The sequence below is a fragment of the Methylobacterium sp. XJLW genome (assembly GCF_003254375.1).
GTDB lineage: Bacteria > Pseudomonadota > Alphaproteobacteria > Rhizobiales > Beijerinckiaceae > Methylobacterium > Methylobacterium fujisawaense.
Map to the genome: position 1 here is coordinate 512,443 of NZ_CP016429.1, position 20,806 is coordinate 533,248.

At 67.3% G+C, this 20,806-nt stretch carries 13 protein-coding genes and 2 tRNA genes; 6 read left to right on the forward strand and 9 right to left on the reverse strand.

Annotation, left to right across the window (positions count from 1 at the left end; translation table 11 throughout):
• Nucleotides 1-181: 181 nt before the first annotated feature.
• Nucleotides 182-1,969: an acyl-CoA dehydrogenase C-terminal domain-containing protein gene (locus A3862_RS02335; protein WP_111473178.1), complete on the forward strand. Its 1,788-nt coding sequence runs from the start codon at nt 182-184 to the stop codon at nt 1,967-1,969.
• A gap of 171 nt (nt 1,970-2,140) precedes the next feature.
• Here A3862_RS02335 and A3862_RS02340 read toward each other — a convergent pair whose 3' ends face one another.
• From A3862_RS02340 to A3862_RS02350, 3 genes are all read right to left on the reverse strand, one after another.
• Complete coding sequence (locus A3862_RS02340) at nt 2,141-3,421, reverse strand: O-acetylhomoserine aminocarboxypropyltransferase (RefSeq protein WP_053608749.1); 1,281 nt, start codon at nt 3,419-3,421, stop codon at nt 2,141-2,143.
• A gap of 87 nt (nt 3,422-3,508) precedes the next feature.
• On the reverse strand, nt 3,509-3,724 hold the full coding sequence (locus A3862_RS02345; RefSeq protein WP_043380487.1) for a hypothetical protein: 216 nt from the start codon (nt 3,722-3,724) through the stop codon (nt 3,509-3,511).
• 35 nt (nt 3,725-3,759) lie between these two features.
• Complete coding sequence (locus A3862_RS02350) at nt 3,760-4,002, reverse strand: hypothetical protein (protein ID WP_043346132.1); 243 nt, start codon at nt 4,000-4,002, stop codon at nt 3,760-3,762.
• Between the two features lie 669 nt (nt 4,003-4,671).
• Between A3862_RS02350 and A3862_RS02360 the strand changes: the two genes are divergently transcribed.
• The 3 genes from A3862_RS02360 (at nt 4,672) to A3862_RS02370 (ending at nt 9,291) form a co-directional block, all read left to right on the forward strand.
• Entirely contained in the window at nt 4,672-6,501 is a 1,830-nt protein-coding gene (locus A3862_RS02360; protein WP_043346187.1) for an ATP-binding protein, read from the forward strand.
• Complete coding sequence (locus tag A3862_RS02365) at nt 6,498-8,168, forward strand: EAL domain-containing protein (RefSeq protein ID WP_043760550.1); 1,671 nt, start codon at nt 6,498-6,500, stop codon at nt 8,166-8,168. The genes A3862_RS02360 and A3862_RS02365 overlap by 4 nt, the downstream gene beginning before the upstream one ends.
• Nucleotides 8,169-8,637: 469 nt before the next feature.
• A complete protein-coding gene (locus A3862_RS02370; protein ID WP_043346135.1) occupies nt 8,638-9,291 on the forward strand; it encodes an ABC transporter ATP-binding protein in 654 nt (217 codons plus the stop codon).
• Nucleotides 9,292-9,707: 416 nt separating this feature from the next.
• On the opposite strand, the gene A3862_RS02375 is transcribed toward A3862_RS02370, so the two are convergent.
• A tRNA-Ser gene (locus A3862_RS02375) sits at nt 9,708-9,797 on the reverse strand.
• A gap of 173 nt (nt 9,798-9,970) precedes the next feature.
• Between A3862_RS02375 and A3862_RS02380 the strand changes: the two genes are divergently transcribed.
• Nucleotides 9,971-10,044 (forward strand) — tRNA-Gln (locus A3862_RS02380).
• A gap of 607 nt (nt 10,045-10,651) precedes the next feature.
• Here the strand turns inward: A3862_RS02380 and A3862_RS02385 are convergent.
• The 5 genes from A3862_RS02385 to A3862_RS02410 form a co-directional block, all read right to left on the reverse strand.
• On the reverse strand, nt 10,652-13,699 hold the full coding sequence (locus A3862_RS02385; protein WP_236961687.1) for a PAS domain S-box protein: 3,048 nt from the start codon (nt 13,697-13,699) through the stop codon (nt 10,652-10,654).
• 1,304 nt (nt 13,700-15,003) lie between these two features.
• Nucleotides 15,004-15,726, reverse strand: coding sequence for an ABC transporter ATP-binding protein (locus A3862_RS02395; protein ID WP_111473179.1), 723 nt, complete (start codon nt 15,724-15,726; stop codon nt 15,004-15,006).
• Entirely contained in the window at nt 15,719-17,767 is a 2,049-nt protein-coding gene (locus A3862_RS02400; protein WP_051044590.1) for a branched-chain amino acid ABC transporter ATP-binding protein/permease, read from the reverse strand. The genes A3862_RS02395 and A3862_RS02400 overlap by 8 nt, the downstream gene beginning before the upstream one ends.
• Nucleotides 17,768-17,805: 38 nt before the next feature.
• A complete protein-coding gene (locus A3862_RS02405) occupies nt 17,806-18,678 on the reverse strand; it encodes a branched-chain amino acid ABC transporter permease (protein ID WP_043345455.1) in 873 nt (290 codons plus the stop codon).
• Between the two features lie 132 nt (nt 18,679-18,810).
• Nucleotides 18,811-20,022 (reverse strand): ABC transporter substrate-binding protein, encoded by a 1,212-nt coding sequence (locus tag A3862_RS02410; protein WP_043760547.1) that lies wholly within the window; start codon nt 20,020-20,022, stop codon nt 18,811-18,813.
• 453 nt (nt 20,023-20,475) lie between these two features.
• Between A3862_RS02410 and A3862_RS02415 the strand changes: the two genes are divergently transcribed.
• On the forward strand, nt 20,476-20,787 hold the full coding sequence (locus A3862_RS02415; protein WP_236952805.1) for a hypothetical protein: 312 nt from the start codon (nt 20,476-20,478) through the stop codon (nt 20,785-20,787).
• Nucleotides 20,788-20,806: the final 19 nt, after the last annotated feature.

Consider the following 20,806-nt stretch of genomic DNA (forward strand, 5'->3'; position numbering starts at 1 on the left):
AACACGAGGTTAAGGTTCACCGGGCCCCGGTAATCGTCGCGAGCGACCGGCGGCGTGGGACGGGTGCGCCGGTCCGGCGGCGACGGGGTCGAGCCGTTGCTCCGGAGGCGGCGGGGCGGTTACATGCGGCCAAGGCAGCGGGCCATGTCGAGGGGCCTGCACCAGACGGGGGAAGCCAGAGATGCCGCAGTATCGCGCTCCGGTTGAGGACACGCTGTTCCTGCTCACCGATGTGCTCGGCTTTCATGCCCGGGACAACCTGGCCGGCTTCGCCGATGCCTCACCCGATGTGATCGAGGCCGTCCTGCGCGAGGGCGCGAAGCTCGCGGAGGAGGTCCTGGCCCCGATCAACCGGACAGGCGATCTGGAGGGCTGTCGCCGGGACGCCGACGGCACGGTACGCACGCCGACGGGCTTCAAGGCCGCTTACGACACCTACGCGAGCGGCGGCTGGATGGGACTTTCGGTGCCCGAAGCCTATGGCGGCCAGGGCCTGCCGCACACGCTGAACACCGCGATCCAGGAATTCGCCTCGGGCGCGAACCTCGCCTTCGGCATGTATCCCGGTCTGACGCAGGGCGCGATGGCGGCGCTGCTGGTCCACGGCACGGAGGAGCAGAAGGCGCTGTACCTGCCGAGGATGGTCGAAGGGGCCTGGACCGGCACCATGAACCTGACCGAGCCGCATTGCGGCACGGATCTCGGGCTGCTCAAGACCAAGGCCGTGCCGAACGGCGACGGCGCCTACAGCATCACCGGCACCAAGATCTTCATCTCGGCCGGCGAGCACGACCTCGCCGAGAACATCGTCCACCTCGTCCTCGCCCGGATCGAGGGGGCCCCCGCCGGCACCAAGGGCATCTCGCTCTTCGTGGTGCCGAAGGTTCTGGTGAACGCCGACGGCTCCCTCGGCGCGCGCAACGGCGTGTCCTGCGGCTCCCTCGAGCACAAGATGGGCATCCACGGCAACGCCACCTGCGTGATGAACTACGACGGCGCGACCGGCTGGCTCGTGGGCCAGGAGAACCGCGGCCTCAACGCCATGTTCGTGATGATGAACGAGGCGCGGCTCGCCGTGGGCGTCCAGGGGCTCGGGCAGTCCGAGGTCGCCTACCAGAACGCCGCCGCCTACGCGAAGGATCGCCTCCAGGGCCGGGCGCTGACCGGCGCGAAGGCGCCCGACAAAGCCGCCGACCCGATCATCGTCCATCCGGACGTGCGCCGCACGCTGATGCAGATCCGCGCGTTCAATGAAGCGGCCCGCGCCCTCATGCTCTGGACGGCGCTCCAGGCCGACATCCTGCACCGTTCCGAGGATGCCCGGGAGCGGCAGGCGGCCGACGATTATCTCGGCCTCATGACGCCGGTGGTGAAGGGCGTGTTCACCGATCGCGGCTTCGCCAATGCGGTCGAGGCGCAGCAGCTGCTCGGCGGCCACGGCTACATCGAGGAATGGGGCATGTCGCAGTTCGTGCGCGATGCCCGCATCGCCATGATCTACGAGGGCGCCAACGGCATCCAGGCGATGGACCTGATCGGCCGCAAGCTGCCGAAGGATGGCGGCCGGGCGATGATGACCTTCCTGGGCGAGGTCCAGACCTTCCTGAAGGACCACGGCGAGGATCCCGCGATGGCGCCGTTCACCCAGCCGCTCCAGGCCGGGCTGAACGATCTCCAGGGCGCGGTGATGTGGCTGATGCAGAACGCCTTCGCCAAGCCCGACAATGCCGGGGCCGGCGCAACCGACTTCATGCACCTCTTCGGCCTCGTGGCCCTGGGCTACATGTGGGCGCGGATCGCCAAGGCCGCCCAGGCCAAGCATGCCGAGGCGCCCTCCCCGCGCTGGGAGTCGAAGCTGACGAGCGGCCGGTTCTACATGGAGCGGATGCTGCCGGAGACTGCCCTGCGCCTGGCCCGCATCAAGGCCGGTGCGGACAGCACGATGGCGCTGGCGACGGACGCGTTCTGAGCGTCCCACGGGCCGTCGCGCCAGAGCGCGGCGGCCGGCAACGTGGCGTCCCCGCCTTTGCGAGCGTCGCGAAGCAAACCAGCCGTGCGACGCTGACCCAGTGCCCGCTGCCCTCGGTCGCCGCGCCGCGCGCGCGACGACGGCGGAGCCGGCTCGTGGCGCGGGACCGTGTCAGCCCTCGAGCGCGGCGTCGAGATCGTCGATCAGGTCCGCCGGATCTTCCAAGCCGATCGACAGGCGCACCACTTCCGGCCCCGCCCCGGCGGCGGTCTTCTGCGCGTCGGTGAGCTGGCGGTGCGTGGTCGAGGCCGGATGGATGATCAGCGACCGGGTGTCGCCGATATTGGCGAGGTGCGAGAACAGCTGGAGGTTCGAGACCAGCTTCACGCCCGCCTCGTAGCCGCCCTTCAGACCGAAGGTGAACACGGCACCGGCGCCCTTCGGCGTGTAGCGCTTGGCCAGCGCATGGTAACGATCGGTCTCCAGCCCAGGGTAGCTCACCCAGGACACGGCCTCGTGCTTGGACAAATGGGTGGCCACCGTCAGCGCGTTGTCGGAATGGCGCTGCATGCGCAGCGGCAGGGTCTCGATGCCGTTGAGGATCAGGAAGGCGTTGAACGGCGAGAGCGCCGGACCGAGGTCGCGCAGGCCCAGCACCCGGCAGGCGATGGCGAAGCCGAAATTGCCGAAGGTCTCGGCCAGCACCATGCCGGAATATTCCGGCCGCGGCTGGCTCATCATCGGGTAGCGCGCGTCGCCCGCCCATTGGAACGAGCCGCCGTCGACGATCAGGCCGCCGATCGAATTGCCGTGGCCGCCGAGGAACTTCGTCGCCGAATGGACGACGATGTCGGCGCCGTGCTCGAAGGGCCGGATCAGGTACGGCGTCGCCATGGTGTTGTCGACGACGAGCGGGATGTTGTGCTTCTTGGCGATCTGCGACAGCGCCGCGATGTCGGTGATGACGCCGCCGGGATTGGCGATGGATTCGCAGAAGATCGCCTTGGTGCGCGGCGTGATCGCCGCCTCGAAGGAGGCGGGATCGTCGTTGTCGGCCCAGGCCACCGACCAGCCGAAGTTCTTGTACGAGTGATTGAACTGGTTGATCGACCCGCCGTAGAGCTTGTTCGAGGCCACGAACTCGTCGCCCGGCTGCATCAGGGCGTGCATGGTCAGGAACTCGGCCGCGTGGCCGGAGGCGACCGCCAGGGCGGCGGTCCCGCCTTCCAGGGCCGCGATGCGCTCCTCCAGCACCGCGTTCGTCGGGTTGGTGATCCGCGTGTAGATGTTGCCGAAGGCCTGGAGCCCGAACAGCGACGCGGCGTGATCGACATCGTCGAACACGAAGCTGGTGGTCTGGTAGATCGGCGTGGCGCGCGCGCCCGTGGCGGCGTCGGGGGCGGCGCCCGCATGGATCGCCAGCGTGTTGAAGCCGGGCAGGCGGTCGGACATCGTCAGGTCTCCTCAGAGCACCCGAGCCTGTACGCCCGCCCGGGAGTTCGGCGCAAGGCTCCGCGAGGGCTGACGCGCCGGAGTCGGTTAGGCCTCCGGCCTGGGGCCGATGTCCATATGGGGCTGGCCCGCATCGACCAGGGCTCGATCCACGGCTTCGATGGCCAGCAGCGTCCGGGTCAGATCCTCCGCCATAGAGATCGGCGCCACGTCGAGACCGCCCAGGCGCCGGGCGATGGCATTCCGCTGACGCGCCAGCGCGGCGCGGGCCCGGTTCAGCTCCTCGATCTCTTCGATGGTCATCCGCGCATCCTCTCCTCGACTCAGCGACACCGTCATCAACTCCCCGGCGTCCAGTCGATATTCGGTCGCTGGGCCAGCATGCGCTCGAAGTAGTTGGCGACGGCCTGCGCCCCGTCGGTGTGCATCATTGCCACGGGATGCGCGAGATAGGCGCGGGCGAGATCGAGGGGAATGCGTCCGCCCTGGAGCGCGTTCAGCACCTCGTCGATGAAGGCGTCATTGGCCTCGTTGAAATCGCTGGACAGCTTCTTGCGGTCATTGATGGCCTTGATCGGCATGCAGACTTCCTGTTGCTCGGTGCCGGTGTAGCATCCGGTCGACGGGTTCGGCCCGGATCGCGGCGCGATATGGTCTGACGCGGCAAGACGGCGCAAATCGCGTGCGGGCCCGCACGGTTCAGTAACCCTCCGCGATCGTCGCATGGAGCGGATTGCTGCGCTGCGGCGTTACTGCTCTATGTCGATCGAAACAATGCACTCCCATACGGTCGAAATCGTCCCGTGCAGGGACGATCCCCGGTGCTTCCGATGGATCATCCGCAGCCACGGCGGCACGGTCGTCGAAAAGTCGCCCTACGCCTTCGTAACGCGGAACGGAGCCCGCATTTCCGGCGAGTGCTGGATGCGTGAGCATTTCGGCGACGGGCAGGCCGCCTAGCTGCGCGCCCGACATCCGCGATCGACCGCACCGTCCGATTCTGTACTCTCGGTGAGGTGGCCCGCTTTCAGGCTGCGTCCAATACCCGGAATCCCTGAGACACCGAGATCGCGAAGGGTGGCGGCCGCCCGTATCCCGAGCCGATGCACAGGACGCACGCAACCTGGGCGATAATACTGAGACAAAAAGCATCGGTTAAGCATTACGCTTTTGCGCGAATTCCTTTGTCAGAACTTTAATGACCACCCTGCAGTATCGTGTCGATTCTGTTTCAGAGCAGGGCGCGGATGATGCTGAGCGGCGACGGGACGTTCCGGGACGACGAGTCCGCGTCGCAGATGGGGTCTGTGACTTCCATCGAGGGGTCGAAAGTTCATCTTGAGCTCGGGCTCCGGAACGGGCGACCGAGCGTGCGGGTCACGGTCGGCAATCTGGTCCGGATCCGTGCGGGCGGGGCCATCCTCGTGGGCATCGTCACGACGTTGGCCTCGGCCCACGAGCGCGGGCGAGAACCCGGGGCCTTTGCGAGCCTCGACCTGCTCGGCCAGATCATCGAGACGAACGGGGTGCCTGGATTCTGCCGGGGCGTGACCTGCTACCCGGCGATCGGCGACACGGTCGAGCTGCTGTCCCCCTCCGAACTGCGAATCGTCCACCAAGTGTCTGTGGCCAACACGGCGGCCGTCGGGGCGCTCTACCAAGACCCCGAAACCCCCGCCTGCATCAAACTCGACGACCTTCTCTCCAAGCACTTCGCCGTTCTCGGCGCCACGGGGGTCGGCAAGTCGAGCGGCGTGACCATCATCTTGGACGAGGTGATGCGCGCCAAGCCGGCAGTGCGCATCTTCCTGCTGGACGTACACAATGAATACGCCGCCAGCTTCGGCGACCGCGCGAGCGTGATCAATCCGCGGACGCTCAAGCTGCCGTTCTGGCTGTTCAACCTCGAAGAGATCGCCGACGTGATCTACGGCGGGCGTCCAGCCGTGGACGAGGAGATCGAGATCCTCGCCGAAGTCATCCCGCTCGCGAAGAGCAAGTACGCCCAGTACAAGGAGGCGAGCGACCGGCAGATCGTGAAGCGGACACTGGGCAAGGCCGGCGGCTACACGATCGACACGCCCGTGCCCTACGTGCTCCAGGACCTGATTGCCCTCATTGACGAGCGGATGGGCCGGCTGGAGAATCGCGTCTCCCGGATGCACTATCACCGTCTGATCACGCGGATCGAGGCGATCCGGAACGATCCGCGGCACGGCTTCATGTTCGACAACGCCAATGTCGGCGGCGACATGATGGGCGAGATCCTGGCGCACCTGTTCCGCCTCGATCCGGATGGGCGGCCGATGACGATCATGCAGCTCGCCGGCCTGCCGAGCGAGGTGGTGGACGCCGTCGTCTGCGTCCTGTCCCGGCTGGCGTTCGAGTTCGGCATCTGGAGCGAGGGCGCGATCCCGCTGCTGTTCGTGTGCGAGGAGGCGCATCGCTTCGCCTCGGCCGATCGCTCCGTCGGCTTCACGCCGACCCGCCGCGCCCTGTCGCGCATCGCCCGCGAGGGCCGGAAACATGGCGTCCATCTCGGCTTGGTCACGCAGCGTCCGGCCGAACTCGACGCGACCATCATGTCGCAATGCAGCACCCTGTTCGCCATGCGGATGACGAACGCGCGCGATCAGGCCTTCCTGGCCGCAGCGGTATCGGACGCCAGCAACCTGCTCACCTTCATCCCGTCGCTCGGGACGGGCGAGGTCATTGCCTTCGGTGAAGGCGTTCCGATCCCGGTCCGGATGACGTTCCGGCGCCTCCCGTCGATCCGCCAGCCGCGCAACGACACGAGCGGCGCCGCGGCGGGGGACGGCGCGGCGGTCGCCGGCGCCGGCTTCATCGGTGCCGTCGTGGAGCGGTGGCGGGGCGCGACCATGAACAAGGTCGGCGGCCAAGACCACGATCCGATCGGCGCCGTGCGCCTCGGACGCGAGACGGGTCCGGAGGGGGCTCAGGGCGCAGCGCTCGATCACGTGCATCGTCGGCTGCTCCGCCGCCCCCTCGAGGCCGGCGACACCGTCTCGCAGGCCGGACCACACGCTGCCACGCCGCTCTGGCAGCAGGGCGGAGTATGAGCGCCCCGACTTCCCCGACGCCTCAGACCCTGCTCGAAGCCGTGATCCAGACGCTCCCCGTGGGCGTCGTGGTCTTCGACGAGCAGGGAGGGTGCACCCTGGCCAATGCCGCCGCGCGCGCTCTCGGCGACAGGGCCGTCCACGCGCTCGCCGCCGCGGCGGGCTCGTCTCGGGAGGCCGCGCATGTCGAGGCCATCGGCGATCGTGTCGTCGAGGTGCGCACCCACCCGATCGCGGAGGATCACGGCAGCTTCACGCTCACCACGGTCACCGATGTCACGCGTCATCACAGGATTCAGCGGGAGCTGATCACCAAGGCCTTCATCGACGCCCTGACCGGGCTTCCCAACCGGACGATGTTCGAGCAAAGCATCGCCGAAGTCCTGGCCGGATCACGACCCGGGGACCGTTTCGCCCTGGCCTTCATCGACCTCGATAACTTCAAGCACATCAACGACTATTACAGTCACGCCGCGGGCGACGCCCTGCTGCGCAAGATGTCCGACCGGATCCGCGCGACGTTGCGCCCGAGCGACCTGCTGGCCCGCATCGGCGGCGACGAGTTCGTGCTCTTGCTCGATCCCGTCCTCGATCGGGACGACGCGCTGGCAGCCGTGCGCGCCATCTCGGAGCGGCTCAAGCAGCCGTTCTTCATCGACGGGCACGAGATCTTCGCCTCCGCCTCCATCGGCGTGAGCCTGTTCCCGGACCACGGCGACACCTATGAGGTCCTCGCCCGGCAGGCCGACAACGCCATGTACCGGGTGAAGGGCGAGTTGAAGGGCGGCGTCAGCCTGTTCGACGACGCGATGAGCCAGGCGGCGACGGCCCGGATGGCTGTGGAGCAGCGGCTCCGGCTGGCGATCCGCGACCGCTGCTTCTGCTGCGCCTTTCAGCCGAAAGTCGACATGCGCACCCATGCCGTCACCGGCGTCGAGGTGCTTCTGCGCTGGCGGGACGAACTCGGCATGATCCAGGCGCCGGGCGATTTCATCGCCCTCGCCATCGAGCTCGGCCTGATCAACGAGATCACGCTCCAGGTCCTGGCCGAGACCGTTCGGTCGATGCCCGATATCGATGAGGTGTTTGGCCCGGACGTCACCGTGAGCCTCAACATCGCCGCGAAGCAAGCCTGCGATGTGCCCTTCATGACCGCCTTCTGTGCCTCCCTCGGCGAGACCGGGCTCGCGGAGCGTTTCGTCCTGGAGCTGACCGAGGAGGCCTTCTTCACGGCGGGCCGCTTTCAGCGAGACGTGCTCCCGCGGATCCGGGCGATCGGAGCGCGGGTCTCGATCGACGATTTCGGCGTCGGCTACTCGTCCCTGTCGGCCTTGGCGGACATCACCGCTGACGAGTTGAAAATCGATCGCTCCTTCATCACCGACATCGACAAGCGACCGCGCAGCCAGATCGTCCTGAAGGCGATCGAGTCGCTCGGCGCGGCGCTCGGCATGTCGGTGGTGGCCGAAGGCGTCGAGACCTACGAGGAGGTCGCCTACCTTCTCGGGGCGACGCAGATCCGCTGCGCGCAGGGCTATTACTTCGCTCGCCCGCTCCTGCTCGATCAGATCGGTCAGGTGGAGCCGCGCCTGTCCGGATCACGCCATCCTTCACCGCGCAGCCGCGCCTCGGAGTTGCGGATGCCCAGCCTGCTGCGGCGGGCGTAAAGGGCCACAGGCCGCGAAAGCCATCCTCTCCCCGTGGCCGAACGCTGCCGGGACAGACTGGGAGGACGCGACTCCGCCGCGAGACGGATTCCGGCGCATCGCCACCTGGCCCAGCGGCGATTACGATCGCCTGTCCCCGGCTACCCCCATGGGCCGCGTCGCAGGGTAGTCGCTGAAGCAGGCTGAGGCGGCCTGCGCGCTAGGTTCCGGCGCACTGGCCTCGGCGCCGGCCGAGCCAGGGCCTTTTGTCCTCTGGAGGCATCCGAACGGCCCACGCTGCCGCACGCGGTCCCCAAGCGGGCGGCCCAGACACCGGGCGCAGATCCGAATGACCGGTGTCGATCGGGGCGGCCCCAGGGGGAACGCCAACGGCTTGACCCGACCGCTGTCATTCCCAGTTTTGGCCACCTTCAGGTGCTCTACCTCCGACCCAAAGACCATCAGGCCGCTGTGCCGTACGAGCAGTCCCGTGATCCGATTCGAGAACGTCACGAAAATCTACCGCGCCAACGGCGCGCCGCGAATCGTCCTGGACCGGGCATCCTTCACCCTGAAGCAAGGTATCTGTTACGGCATCCTCGGCATCAACGGTGCCGGCAAGTCGACGACGATGCGGATCCTGGCGGGCACCGAGGAACCGACCAAGGGCAAGGTCTATAGAGGCCGGCGTGTGTCGTGGCCGCTCGGCTTCGCGGGCGGATTCCATCCCAAGATGACCGGCCGCGACAACGTCATGTTCGTAGCCCGGATCTACGGCGAGGATCCGCGGAAAGTGCTTGATTTCGTGGAGGATTTCTCGGAACTCGGGAGCTATCTGGAGCAGCCGATCTACACCTACTCATCGGGCATGGGCGCACGGCTCGCCTTCGGCATGAGTATGGCAATTCCGTTCGAGACCTACCTGATCGACGAGCTCACCTCGGTCGGCGACGCGCGCTTCTCCAAGCGGTGTGACGAAGTCTTCTCCGCCCGTCGCAAGAATGCCGACATCATCATGATTTCCCACTCGATGGAGCAGCTCCGCGAGTGGTGCACCCAAGGCATCGTGCTGCTGAACGGGCGGGCAATCGTCTACGAAGACATCAACGACGCGATTGAGGTCTACAGACGTCTCAATGCCTGAGTTTCAGCGCAGACTATGATCGGCCGACGCATAGATTTTTGAATTCAACGGGCTCGGTGCTCGAAATCCGTTTCCCGAGATCATTTTGCTGCTGACACAAAGCAGCAGCACCAAGCCATCCGATCTGGGCAAGCACACAGGGGCCAAGAGGCCGATCATCGCCCGCCTTTCTGCAGCTTGCCGGCGCGACTCGTCTGGACGTGGTCGAAGTCTCGACCCTGCGCGGACGCATCGCCCTCTGTCGCCAGATCGACGCGCGCGGTGCCGCCCCCCGGAACCAGCGCCTCGATCGGAGACGACCGCATTCCAACCGGAAGCGGCTTTTTCGTACGCCCTCGATCCCGGTCTGCGCCTCGATCCGATGACGGTACCGCCCCTCCCCGGGGAATGCGTTGGCCGCCACAACCGAAACCCGCTGGCGGAAGGGGTGGGATTCGAACCCACGGTGGAGTTGCCCCCACGGCGGTTTTCAAGACCGCTGCCTTAAACCACTCGGCCACCCTTCCGGACGGGTCTGCGGCGTTACGGTTACGGCCGCGGCGGAGGCTGCGTCAACAGGAGAACAACCGGTTGACCTTCCGAAGCATTCCGCCTATCTCACCGCCCACGCCCGGCGCCGCTCGATACGGAACGGGTTTCACCCAGCCCCATCCGGTAGGATGCGCTCGGCTGCAGGCTTTGGGGGATAGTTTAACGGTAGAACGGTGGACTCTGACTCCTCTAGTCCTGGTTCGAATCCAGGTCCCCCAGCCACCTGTCACCGCTCCGTAGTTTCCGCTTTTGACTGAGATTGGACTGGCCCGTTGGCCGGACCGACCGGACGCATGGAGTCGTGTTTGCGCGTCCCGGTGATGGTCTCAAGCTGAGCTGTTTCTCGCCTCGGGAACACGCATCGCCAATCGAGCGTGGCCAATCGCAGGCGCAGTCGGGTCTCCCCGGCAAACGCCCCTTCTGAGCAGCCAATAGACACCGTATCCGTGACGGCGCTCTCAGGCACACTCATCAAATGGTCAGATCGCCGGTCCCGGCCGCGCAAAAGCCCTGCGCTCTGAGGAGCGGAAGCCCGGTAGAACAAGCAATGCCGACCAAGCTCGGCCTGACACCGCGGGGCCCCTCGGCCGCAGCCCGCGCGGCCGTGAGACCTATGCCGACCTGGGACGGTGCCCTGCATCCACCCCGCATTCCTCCTCTCGGCGCAGAGTGACCCCGTTGCGTTGAGCGGCGGCCCCGGCCGGGAAGATGATCGTCGGCGCTTGGCCTCCGCTTTACGGATTCAGTGGGGCCCACCTGCGAGCGACCAACCAGCAGCGCATCGAGGGTCCCCCGCAAAACCGCGCGTACTCCCTGACCGCGTTTGCCGTCAGGCCGCCGGGGCCGTGAGCTTGGACCGCACGCCGAGGACTTGGTGCAGGATGCGCCCGAGTTGCTCGGCCGAATAGGGTTTGTGCAGCAACGCGAATCCGTGGTCGCTTTCCTGGGCGAGCACGTGGCTGTACCCCGACGTGAGGACCACCGGCAGATCCGGCCACCGCTGCTGCAGCTCACGCGCCAGCGCGACGCCGCCCATGCCCGGCATGACCACGTCGGAGAAGATCAGATCGAACCCGTCACCGTCGCGACCCAGCCGGTCCAACGCTTCCTCGGCATTGCCGGCCCATGCCGTCCGGTAGCCCAGATCCTCCAGGATCTGGGTCGCGAACTGGCCGACTCCGATATTGTCCTCGACGACCAGGATGCGTTGACCCGAGCCCAGCGGGGCCAGCCCCATTTCCTGGATGCGCTCACCGGACGACAGATCGGACGCAGCCACCTCGGGTAGATAGAGCGTGAATGTGGTGCCCCGGCCGACGACGCTCCGGACATCCACGTCGCCGCCCGACTGCTTGGCGAAACCGAAGACTTGGCTCAACCCGAGACCCGTGCCTCGACCAACCTCCTTCGTGGTGAAGAAGGGCTCGAAGATCCGCTCGATCCGGTCCGGCAAAATGCCGGTCCCCGTGTCGGTCAGGGAGACCGCCACGAACGGCTTCTCGCACCCTGCATGGCCGCGAACAGCCGGCAGCGCCGCCCCCCCGGTGACCCGGAGGATGAGCGTGCCTTCACCGTCCATGGCATCGCGGGCGTTGACGGCCATGTTGACCAGGGCCGTTTCGAACTGGCTCACATCCGCCCGTACATGACAGGCGGTGTCCGGCACCTCGATCAGAACCTGCACGCGTGCGCCGGTCAGCGTGTCGAGCATGTCGGCGATCGCACTCACCCGCTGCCCGGCGCTGAACACCTCCGGCTTCAGCGCTTGACGGCGCGCGAAGGCGAGGAGCTGGCCGGTCAGCTTGGCGGCCCGGTCGACCGTCTCGGAGACCGCGTCGAGGTAGCGGCGCTTGCGGACCTCCGGCAGATCGGGCCGACGCAAAAAATCGACGGATGAGCGAATGATGGTCAGAAGGTTGTTGAAGTCGTGCGCCACTCCGCCCGTAAGCTGGCCGACCGCCTCCAGCTTTTGGGATTGGCGGAGGGCTTCCTGGGCCAGGACCAGCTCGGCCTGATCGCGCAACCGCTTTGTCACGTCCATGACGAACTGATAGCAGCCCGTGCGCTCGCCATCCGCTCCGCGCAGGGTGCGGAAACTGATCTCATAGGCGGGGCGGACGCGTCCGGGATCGCCGAACTCCTGGACGAGGGTGATCTCCTCGCCGGCCAGCCCGCGTCCCCAACCCGCTTTGACCTGGGCCTGGTGTTCAGGCTGATCGGCCAGAAGGTCGAGCATGTTGTCGCCGACCTTCGGCCGTACGCCATAGATGCGCTCGAACTCGTCCGCATTCGCCTTATTGATGGCCAGGATGTTGTAGTTGAGATCCGACGCCATCACCATGATGTCGGTTCTTTCGACGATCGTGGCCAATAGATTGCGCTCGGCCGTGCGCTCCGAGACCTGAAGTTCGAGCGTCTCGTTGAGAAGCTGTAGGCGGCGCTCGCTTTCGGCCAGCCGTTGCTCTGCCTCCCGGCGATGGCTGAGATCCGCCGTGACGACCAGCAGGTCCTTGAACCTGCCCTGCCCATCGTCGAGACGTCTGACGCTGCTGCTCGCCCAGATGGACGTGCCGTCGGGACGACGATAGAGCTTGTCGAGGGCAGAACTGTGCCCGGTCTCGAACGCCTGCGCGATCGTCGCCAAGCTCTGCGGGATATAGGCTGGATCGGTCACATCAGCGACGCCGATCGAGAGAACCTCGTCTGCGGACCGTCCGAGAATGCGGCACATCTCCGTGTTGACCCGAAGATAGCGGCCGCTCGCATCCACTTCGGACAGGCCGACGGACGCAGCCGAGAAGATCGCCGCCAGACGCTCCTCGCTCTCGCGCAGCGCCACTTCGGCACGGGCCCGCTCGGTGGCAGCCTTGACGCGCTCGCCGACCTCCCGGATCAGGTTGCCTTCCGCTGGCGTCCAGGCGCGCGGGGTCGCGCTCTGCACCGCGAGCAGGCCGACCCATTCGTCACCCCGAAACAGAACGACATCGACGAAGGCGCCGACCTGGCGTGACCGTAAGCCCGCCCGGGCTTCGACAGTGAACCGGGGATCCGAGGGCACGTCGTCGACCGCGACGACCACGCCGTCGCGGTAGGCTGCCAGCAGGTCCGGGCCGAACGCCGCCAGCGAGTGCTCGCCGATGATCGAGCCGACGCCGTGGACGTACTCACGTTCGACCGTCATCAGGCTGCCGGCGATCTCGGCGTAGAATACGCGGCTCGCACCGACCCGCTCGCCCAGACGCCGGGCGGCCACTTCGACGATGTCGGTGGGCGTGTTCAGCGGCCGAAGCGCGTCGCTCAGATCCAGCAGGAACGATTGTCGCTCCTCGTTCTCGCGGAGCGTCGCATCCGCCTCCTGCCGCTCCCCCTCGACGAACCGTTGGTCCGCGATCTCAGTGCAGGTGCCCCACAGGCCATCCACGCGCCCGGCCGGATCGCGAATGGGCACGTAGGACAACGAGAACCGGCCCCCGTCGGGCGACCTCACGACGTGTTCGAACGCGGCCGTGTCAACGGAGCGACCGGAGCAGGCCTCGTCCACGAAGGATCCAAGCTCGGCGCCGAGGTCGTGCCAGACCTGGAGATAGTCGCGACCGAGCGCGGACGGATGCGCGGCGCCGAGAAGCCCGACAAAGGAATCGTTGTAGAGGAGCCTGCGCTCGGGCCCCCAGATGACGAAGGTCGGCTGCCTCGAACCGAGCATGACGCCTGTCAGCGTCGTCAAGGATGGCGGCCAGGTCGCGGGATCGCCGAGCGGTGAGGCGTCCCAGTCGTGCGCGCGCATGAGCGCGCCCATCGCGCCACCGTCCATCAGGCAGGCTGGGATGCACATCGTCACGTTCGAACTTCTGTGCATCACGGCGTGGCGCTGTTTCACGGGGCCTCAGGGATTGACCGAGCGGACTGCTTCCGCGGTTGAGCCCGAACGATCGCGCGTATGCGCCGCCATGACGGCGCGCCGAACGACCCTTCAGTTGCCGCCCTGAGAGAAGGCAGGCCCGTTCACCGTGTTGGCCGTGGCACGCGACAGGCGCGTGCATCCAACACCCTAGAGCGGTCTCATGGCGAGCCGAGGTTGTCAAAGCCATGGACGCCTGGCCGGCGGCGCAATCGCCAACCTTTGAGAGTCGTCGCGCGCCGGAGATCTGGCGATGCCGTTCGGCGTGGTGCGCCCGCTCCATCTCCCGATCCTGCCGCCCCCGCCAGGTCGCGGGCGCCAGCGAAGATCGTCCTTCCCGATGCGCCAGGGGAACGCCGCCCTGCGTGACCAAGCCGCTCCGACCGGCGCTTCCACAATCCTGGGAATCAGCCGAGCTTCAGACCTCTGCGCGAGGACGCGGATGCCGGGTCGCCACGCGTTTCCCGGCGGCATCGGGATGACCCCCTTCTCATCCCTGCAGGCCACGCCCGCCTGGTCACCGGCGGCCTCGGAGGCCTCATCGGCTGAGTCGTACCAGGCCGCGCTGTCTCGCCTCAGCGCGCCCGGCGCGGCAGCTCGGGGTCGTGACAATGCATCTTCGGCGGTGCCGTCGCACAATCGATGGAACAGGTCTGATCGCGTCGGCAGATCCATTGCAAGGCCCCCGTCTTCATACAGGAGCCGGAGCAATGACGGTGCGGCCCATCCCTCGGTTCGACGAAGGTGGCCGGCGCGTCCGGCGACCCCGCACTTGGCTGCACGGAGCCGGCAAAGGCGAATGCCGGAAGGATCAGGAGGGCCGACACGCGACGTCTCATCAGACCGCCCTCCCCGATCGGCAGCCACCCTAGGCTGCCGGAGCCCCACGACAGGGCGACAGAGGAGGTTACCGGCGTTCGGACATCGCGAATGCAGGGATGATCAATGACAATTCATTTCATCCGGCTCTGCGCAGGGGCAGCCATGATGCATCTCCTGGCCGGCAATGCTTGATTCGTGCTCGCGTCGGCCGGCGCGAGCCGGAGCGGCGGGGCCCTCCGGCGGTACATGCGTCCGATTCCCCACAGCGAGGCGTGGCCGGGCTGCTGGAGCACGGATGTCGTCGTTGGGCAGGCTCCGCATAGCCCTGTGCAGGACACGCCGGCCTTCACGAGGGCGACGCCCGCAGGACGCGACGGTCCAGATTAACGGCATCGCGCCCCGCCCGAAGCGTCAGCCCCCGGAACGGATCGGTCTCCGCGACCGGGGGTCTCGCGGCGGCCTCAGTGGCTGCCGCCGAGATAGGCCGCCCGGACGGCCGGATCATTGCGCATCTGCTGCGCCGGGCCCTGGTAGCGGATCCGACCGTTCTCGAGCACATAGGCGTGGTCGGCGACGCCGAGCGCCGCCATGGCGAACTGCTCAACGAGCAACATGGTGACCTGCTCGGCCTTGAGCAGGCGGATGATCCGGAACACCTCCTCCACGAGCTTCGGGGCGAGGCCCATCGAGGGCTCGTCCAGCAGGAGGATCTCCGGCCGCAGCATCAGGGCCCGGCCCATCGCGAGCATCTGCTGCTCGCCGCCCGAGAGGGTGCCGGCAAGCTGCGTGCGCCGCTCCTTGAGACGGGGGAACATCTCGAAGGCGCGTTCGCGGTCGGCCGCGACGTCGCCCTTCGGCCGCGCCCCCGTCAACCGGGGAAACGCGCCCAGGGTCAGGTTGTCCTCCACCGAGAGCGTCGGGAAGACGCGGCGCCCCTCCGGCGAGTGCGCGAGGCCGAACCGGGCGACGTCGTGGCTTTCGAGGCCGCCGATCTCGCGCCCGTTGAGGCGGATCGAACCCGCCCGCGGGCGGATCATGCCCGACAGGGCGCGTATCGTGGTGGTCTTGCCGGCGCCGTTCGAGCCGATCAACGCCACGACCTGCCCCTTCGGGACCGCGAAATCGAGGCCGTGCAGCACCTCGACCTGGCCGTAGCCGGCCGACAGACCCGTGACCTCAAGCATGGGTCAACTCCTCGTCGGCGACCGGGCTGCCGAGATAGGCCTCGATCACCTTCGGGTCCGCCTGGACCTCGCGGGCGCTGCCCTCGGCAATCTTGTGGCCGAAATCGAGGACGCTGACGCGGTCGCACAGGCCCATGACCACGTCCATGTGGTGTTCGATGAGGATCACCGTGATGCCGGCGTCTCGGATCTTGCGGATGATCGCCGTCAGCTCGGCGATGTCGGGGGCGGTGAGGCCGGCGGCGGGCTCGTCGAGGAGGAGCAGGACAGGATCGAGGGCGAGCGCGCGGCCGATCTCGAGGAGGCGCTGCTTGCCGTAGGGCAGGTTGCGGGCCTCCACCTGCGCCAGGGCGCCCAGGCCGACGAAGTCGAGGATCGCCATGGCGCGGGCGCGCTGCTCGCGCTCTTCCCGACGACGGCGCGGCGTGCCGAGGATCGCGTCGAACAGGGTGCCGCGGAACCTGTGGTGGAGCCCGACCAGCACGTTCTCCAGCGCCGTCATCTCCCGGAAGAGCTGCACGTTCTGGAAGGTGCGCGCCACGCCGGCCGCCGCGATCTCGGAGGGCGTGCGCCCGTCGAGGCGCTTCGAGCCCTGGCCGCGGGCCAGGGTCACGCTGCCGCCGGTCGGCCGGTAGATACCGGTCAGCACGTTCATCATCGTGCTCTTGCCGGAACCGTTCGGCCCGATCAGGCCGTGGATCGTGCCGGGCCGGACCGTGAGGTCGACGCCGGCGAGGGCCTTGAGGCCGCCGAACTGCATCAGGGCCTGCTCGACGGTGAGCAGCGGGTCGGCACCCCGGCCGCCGCTCTGGACGCTGAGCGCCGCCCCCTCGGCGTGGAGGCTCTTGCCCTCGGCGGTGTGGGCCGGCCGGAGCGCCGGGATCTTCTCGCGGACGAAGCCGACGATCCCGTCCGGCAGGTAGTACACCACGAACAGGATCATCAGACCGAAGACCGTCAGGCGGAAGTCGGTCACGGATTCGAGCGCCAGGGTCGCCGGGAAGAAGGCGAGGCAGAGCCCGACCGGCACCAGCAGGGCGAAGCGGTCCTCCCGGCGCCGGAGGAAAGCGAGGACGCCCACGATCAAGGCGGCAAGGGCGATGAGCCCCGCCATGATCCGCACCAGCTCGATATCGGCCAGCACGTTGGGCATCATCACGACGATCGCGGCCCCGATGATCGGCCCCGCCCGGGATTTGCGCCCGCCCATCGTGACGGCAAGCAGGAACAGCACGGTCAGCTCGAAGCCGTAGGAGTTCGGAGCCACGTAGCGCTCCGACCACGCGAACAGCGCACCGGCGAGACCGGCAAGGGCTGCCGAGATCACGAAGGCATAGACCTTGTAGCGGTAGACGCTGACGCCCATGCAGTCGCAGGCGATCGGCGAGTCCCGCAGCGCCTCGAAGGCGCGGCCGTAGGGAGAGCGCACCACCCGGTTGACGACCAGGATTGTGGCCAGCAGCGCGACGCAGACGAGGTAGTAGAATTCGAGCTTGCGCCCGGCTGCGCCCCACGGGGCCTGGAGACCGAGGAGCGAGAAGTCGAGGACGCGGGCCGGCGGCAGGGTGATGCCGAGGGGGCCGTTGGTCAGGGGCGTCAGCTCGTTGATGAAGATCTGAATGATGGTGCCGAAGGCCAGCGTCACCATGGCGAGGTAGGGACCGGTGACCCGCAGCGCCGGGACGGCCAGCAGCACGCCGAAGGCCGAGGTCACGCCGATCCCGGCGAGGATGCCCCACCACACGCCGAGCTTGAAGTGCAGGAACAGCACCGCGGCCGCGTAGGCGCCGACCCCGAACAGGCCGGCATGCCCGAGACTGACTTGTCCGGTATAGCCGACCACGATGTCGAGCCCGAGAATCAGGATCGCGTAGATGGCGATCACCACCACGAGGTGGATGTAATACGAACTCGTCACCACGTGCGGGAAGGCGGCGAGACAGACCACCAGCAGCACGGCGCCGAGGGCGCCCACGTGGCGGGACAGGCTCGGCGCGGCGGTCGGGACGGGCGCGTCGGCGGGGGCGAGGGTCTGCGCCATGGCTCAGGCTGCCGGGAGAGATGCGCGGGCGGTCACGGTCAGACCTTCTTGATGACCGCCTTGCCGAACAGGCCGACGGGGCGAATGGAGAGGACGACGAGGAGCAGGATCAGGCCCGGCACATCCTTGTAGCCGGTCGAGATGTAGAAGCCGGTCAGCGTCTCCGCGACACCGAGGATCAGGCCGCCGACGATGACGCCGAGCCCGGATTCGAGGCCGCCGATGATCGCCACCGCGAAGGCCTTCAGCGCCAGCACGGAGCCCATCGTGGCCCCGGTCAGCGTGACGGGCGCCACGAGCACGCCCGCGAAGGCCGCCGTCATGGCGCTGATCGAATAGGACAGGGTGATCACCTTCTGGGTGTTGATGCCCATCAGGCCGGCGGCGTCGATGTCGTTGGAGGTGGCGACGACCGCCTTCCCCCAGATCGACTTGCGATTGAAGATCTCGACCGCGAGCATCATCAGCAGCGCCCCCGCGACGATCAGCAGTTCCATCGGCAGGATGCGGACGCCGCCCACTTCGAGGGCAGTCTCGGGGAGCGGCGAGGGAAATTTCAGGTCGTCGCGGCCCCAGACATTCTCGGCGACGTTCTTGAAGATGATGCCGAGGGCGATGGTCGCCATGATCCATCCGTATTCGGACTTGATCTTCACGGCCGGGCGTACGCCCAGGCGCTCGACCACGGCCCCGAGGGCGAAGCCGAAGACGAGGACCAGGGGGATCATCAGCCAGTAGCCGACGAAGGGCACCAGGGTCAGGCCGAACAGGGCCCCGAGCGCCAGCGCCTCGCCCTGGCCGAAATTGAGCGTCTTCGAGGTCGCGAAGGTGAGCTGATAGCCGAACGCGATGGCGGCGTAGATCATGCCGACCGCGACGCCTGAGGCGATGAGCTGGAGCAGGATGGCCATGGATGCGTTGTCACCGGAGGGTCGTCCGGCCGCGCGGCGCGCGCCGCGGGACCGATATGCGACGTGCCGGCAGGCTGGAGTGCCGCCGGACTCTGGGGCACCCGCGCCCGGGTGGACGCGGGCGTCGGGACCTCAGTTCGAGGACTTCTCCTTGACGCGGACGACACCGGCGTTCTTGGCGTCCTCATCCTTGGCGTAGACGATCTTGCCGTCCTGCACCTTCCCGAACACGACCATGTTGCGCGAGATGGCGTTGTGGTCCTTGGCGGTGAAGGGCTTGTCGTAAGTGGTGACGACGCCCTCGACCTTCTCGTTCAGGTTCTCAAGGGCGGTGCGGATCTTCGCGCCGTCGGTGCTGCCCGCCTGCTTGATCGCCGCGGCGAGGAGGTAGATCGAATCGTAGCCCTGGGCGCCGGCCACGGGGGTCGGGATCTTCGTGACGCCGTAGGTCTTGTAGTAATTCTCAAGGAAAGCCTTCCGCTTCGGCAGCGTCTGGTCCTCGATGAACGTCTGGGGCATGACCACGCCGTTGCCGTTCGCGCCGGCGATGTCGATGAAGCTCTGCATCGAGGACGGCCAGCTGGTGATCATCGGCACCTTCCAGCCGAGCTTGGCCATGCCGTTGGCGATCTGGGCCAGCTCCGGCCCGATCCCGTAGGCGAGGATCACCTCGGCACCGGCCTGCTGCGCCTTGAGCAGCTGGGCCGTCATATCGACGTCCTTGATGTTGAACTTCTCGACCGCGACCGGCTTCACGCCCTTCGTGCCGAGATACTTCTCGATATCCTCACGGCCGAGCTGGCCGTAATTGGTCGAGTCTGCAAGGATCGCGATCTTCTTATGGCCCTGCGCGAGGGCCTCGTCGACCATCAGGCCCGCCTGCAGCACGTCGTAGGCCGAGTTCCGGAAGACGTAGTTCGCGTCGTAATCCGGCTCTTTGAACTGATTGGTGATGATCGTCCCGGTGGCAACGTTGTTGAACACCGGGATCTCGGCTTCTTGGTAGAAGCGTTGGGCCGCGAGCGCGACGCCGGTGTTGATGAACCCGACCGTCGCGACCACCTTCTCCTTATTGATCAGCTCTTGCGCGACTTGCGCACCGACCTCGTTCTTGGCCTCGTCGTCGCGCTCGACGAGCTGGATCGGCCGACCGAGGACACCGCCGGCCTTGTTGATCTCGGCAGCGGCGAGCTTGGCGCCGTCGCGCATTGAGACGCCCATCGAAGACGACCCCCCGGTATAGGGACCGCTCAGCCCGATCTTGATCGGATCCGCAGCCCATGCGGGGGCCGACAACATCGATAAGAACAGCACCGCAGCTGCTGCGCGACCTGCGAAGACCATCGTTCCCTCTCCAAGCTCCCGCTCGCGCGGCATGCCCTTCACCGTGGCACTCTGCCGACGACGTCTCATTGAGTCAGGTCGGGCCGTCAAGCTGATGCTCTGATGAATCCAGAACGAATAATAAAGATTGTACCGATCTCTCCGCAGGATGAGCAACACAGGAGAAGAATCCAGCCCTGCCGACCGGGCGAGCGGATTAAAGGGCGACCGGACTCGTAGTGCGCCGACATCCGGCACGGCGCGCTCTGCGGCGTCCGCAGGGCCTCGAGCCCAACGCCGTCAGGGCGGATGCGGCGCGGTCTCATCGGGGCGCGCCCCTCCCGGTCGTCGCCGATGCACAGGGCGTCCAGCGCCGTATGGGACCCGCGCATTGACGCGCCGCAGTCCGGCCGCATAGATCGCCCCATGCGCCGGCGGCAGCCTCGAACGGGTGGAGGGCGCGCGATCATTGGCTTGGTCGCGCTCTACGCGCTGCTGCTTCAAGCCTTTCTGGGGCTCGCCACACCGAGCCGCGCCCTGGACGGTCCGGGCGAGGTGCTCTGCGCCGGGCATTCGTCGGGCGAGCCGGCGAGCAAGAGTGTGCATGTCCATGCGTGCTGCACGGTCGTGCAGGCCGGGACGCTGACGCTGCCCCCCATCGATCCGGAGGCGGCGGCCTGGCCCTCCGCGCCGACCTCGCTGTGTGCGTGGCGCCCGGAAGCCGAGATCCCGACGACGGGACCTCCGGCCTATAACGGAACCGCGCGAGGTCCGCCCGCGGCCTGACGATCCCGATCCCGATCGC

Coding starts and splice junctions, on each gene's coding strand:
- A3862_RS02335 (WP_111473178.1), top strand. CDS start 182: ATGCCGCAGTATCGCGCTCCGGTTGAGGACACGCTGTTCCTGCTCACC.
- A3862_RS02340 (WP_053608749.1), bottom strand. CDS start 3,421: ATGTCCGACCGCCTGCCCGGCTTCAACACGCTGGCGATCCATGCGGGC.
- A3862_RS02345 (WP_043380487.1), bottom strand. CDS start 3,724: ATGACCATCGAAGAGATCGAGGAGCTGAACCGGGCCCGCGCCGCGCTG.
- A3862_RS02350 (WP_043346132.1), bottom strand. CDS start 4,002: ATGCCGATCAAGGCCATCAATGACCGCAAGAAGCTGTCCAGCGATTTC.
- A3862_RS02360 (WP_043346187.1), top strand. CDS start 4,672: ATGCTGAGCGGCGACGGGACGTTCCGGGACGACGAGTCCGCGTCGCAG.
- A3862_RS02365 (WP_043760550.1), top strand. CDS start 6,498: ATGAGCGCCCCGACTTCCCCGACGCCTCAGACCCTGCTCGAAGCCGTG.
- A3862_RS02395 (WP_111473179.1), bottom strand. CDS start 15,726: ATGCTTGAGGTCACGGGTCTGTCGGCCGGCTACGGCCAGGTCGAGGTG.
- A3862_RS02400 (WP_051044590.1), bottom strand. CDS start 17,767: ATGGCGCAGACCCTCGCCCCCGCCGACGCGCCCGTCCCGACCGCCGCG.
- A3862_RS02405 (WP_043345455.1), bottom strand. CDS start 18,678: ATGGCCATCCTGCTCCAGCTCATCGCCTCAGGCGTCGCGGTCGGCATG.
- A3862_RS02410 (WP_043760547.1), bottom strand. CDS start 20,022: ATGGTCTTCGCAGGTCGCGCAGCAGCTGCGGTGCTGTTCTTATCGATG.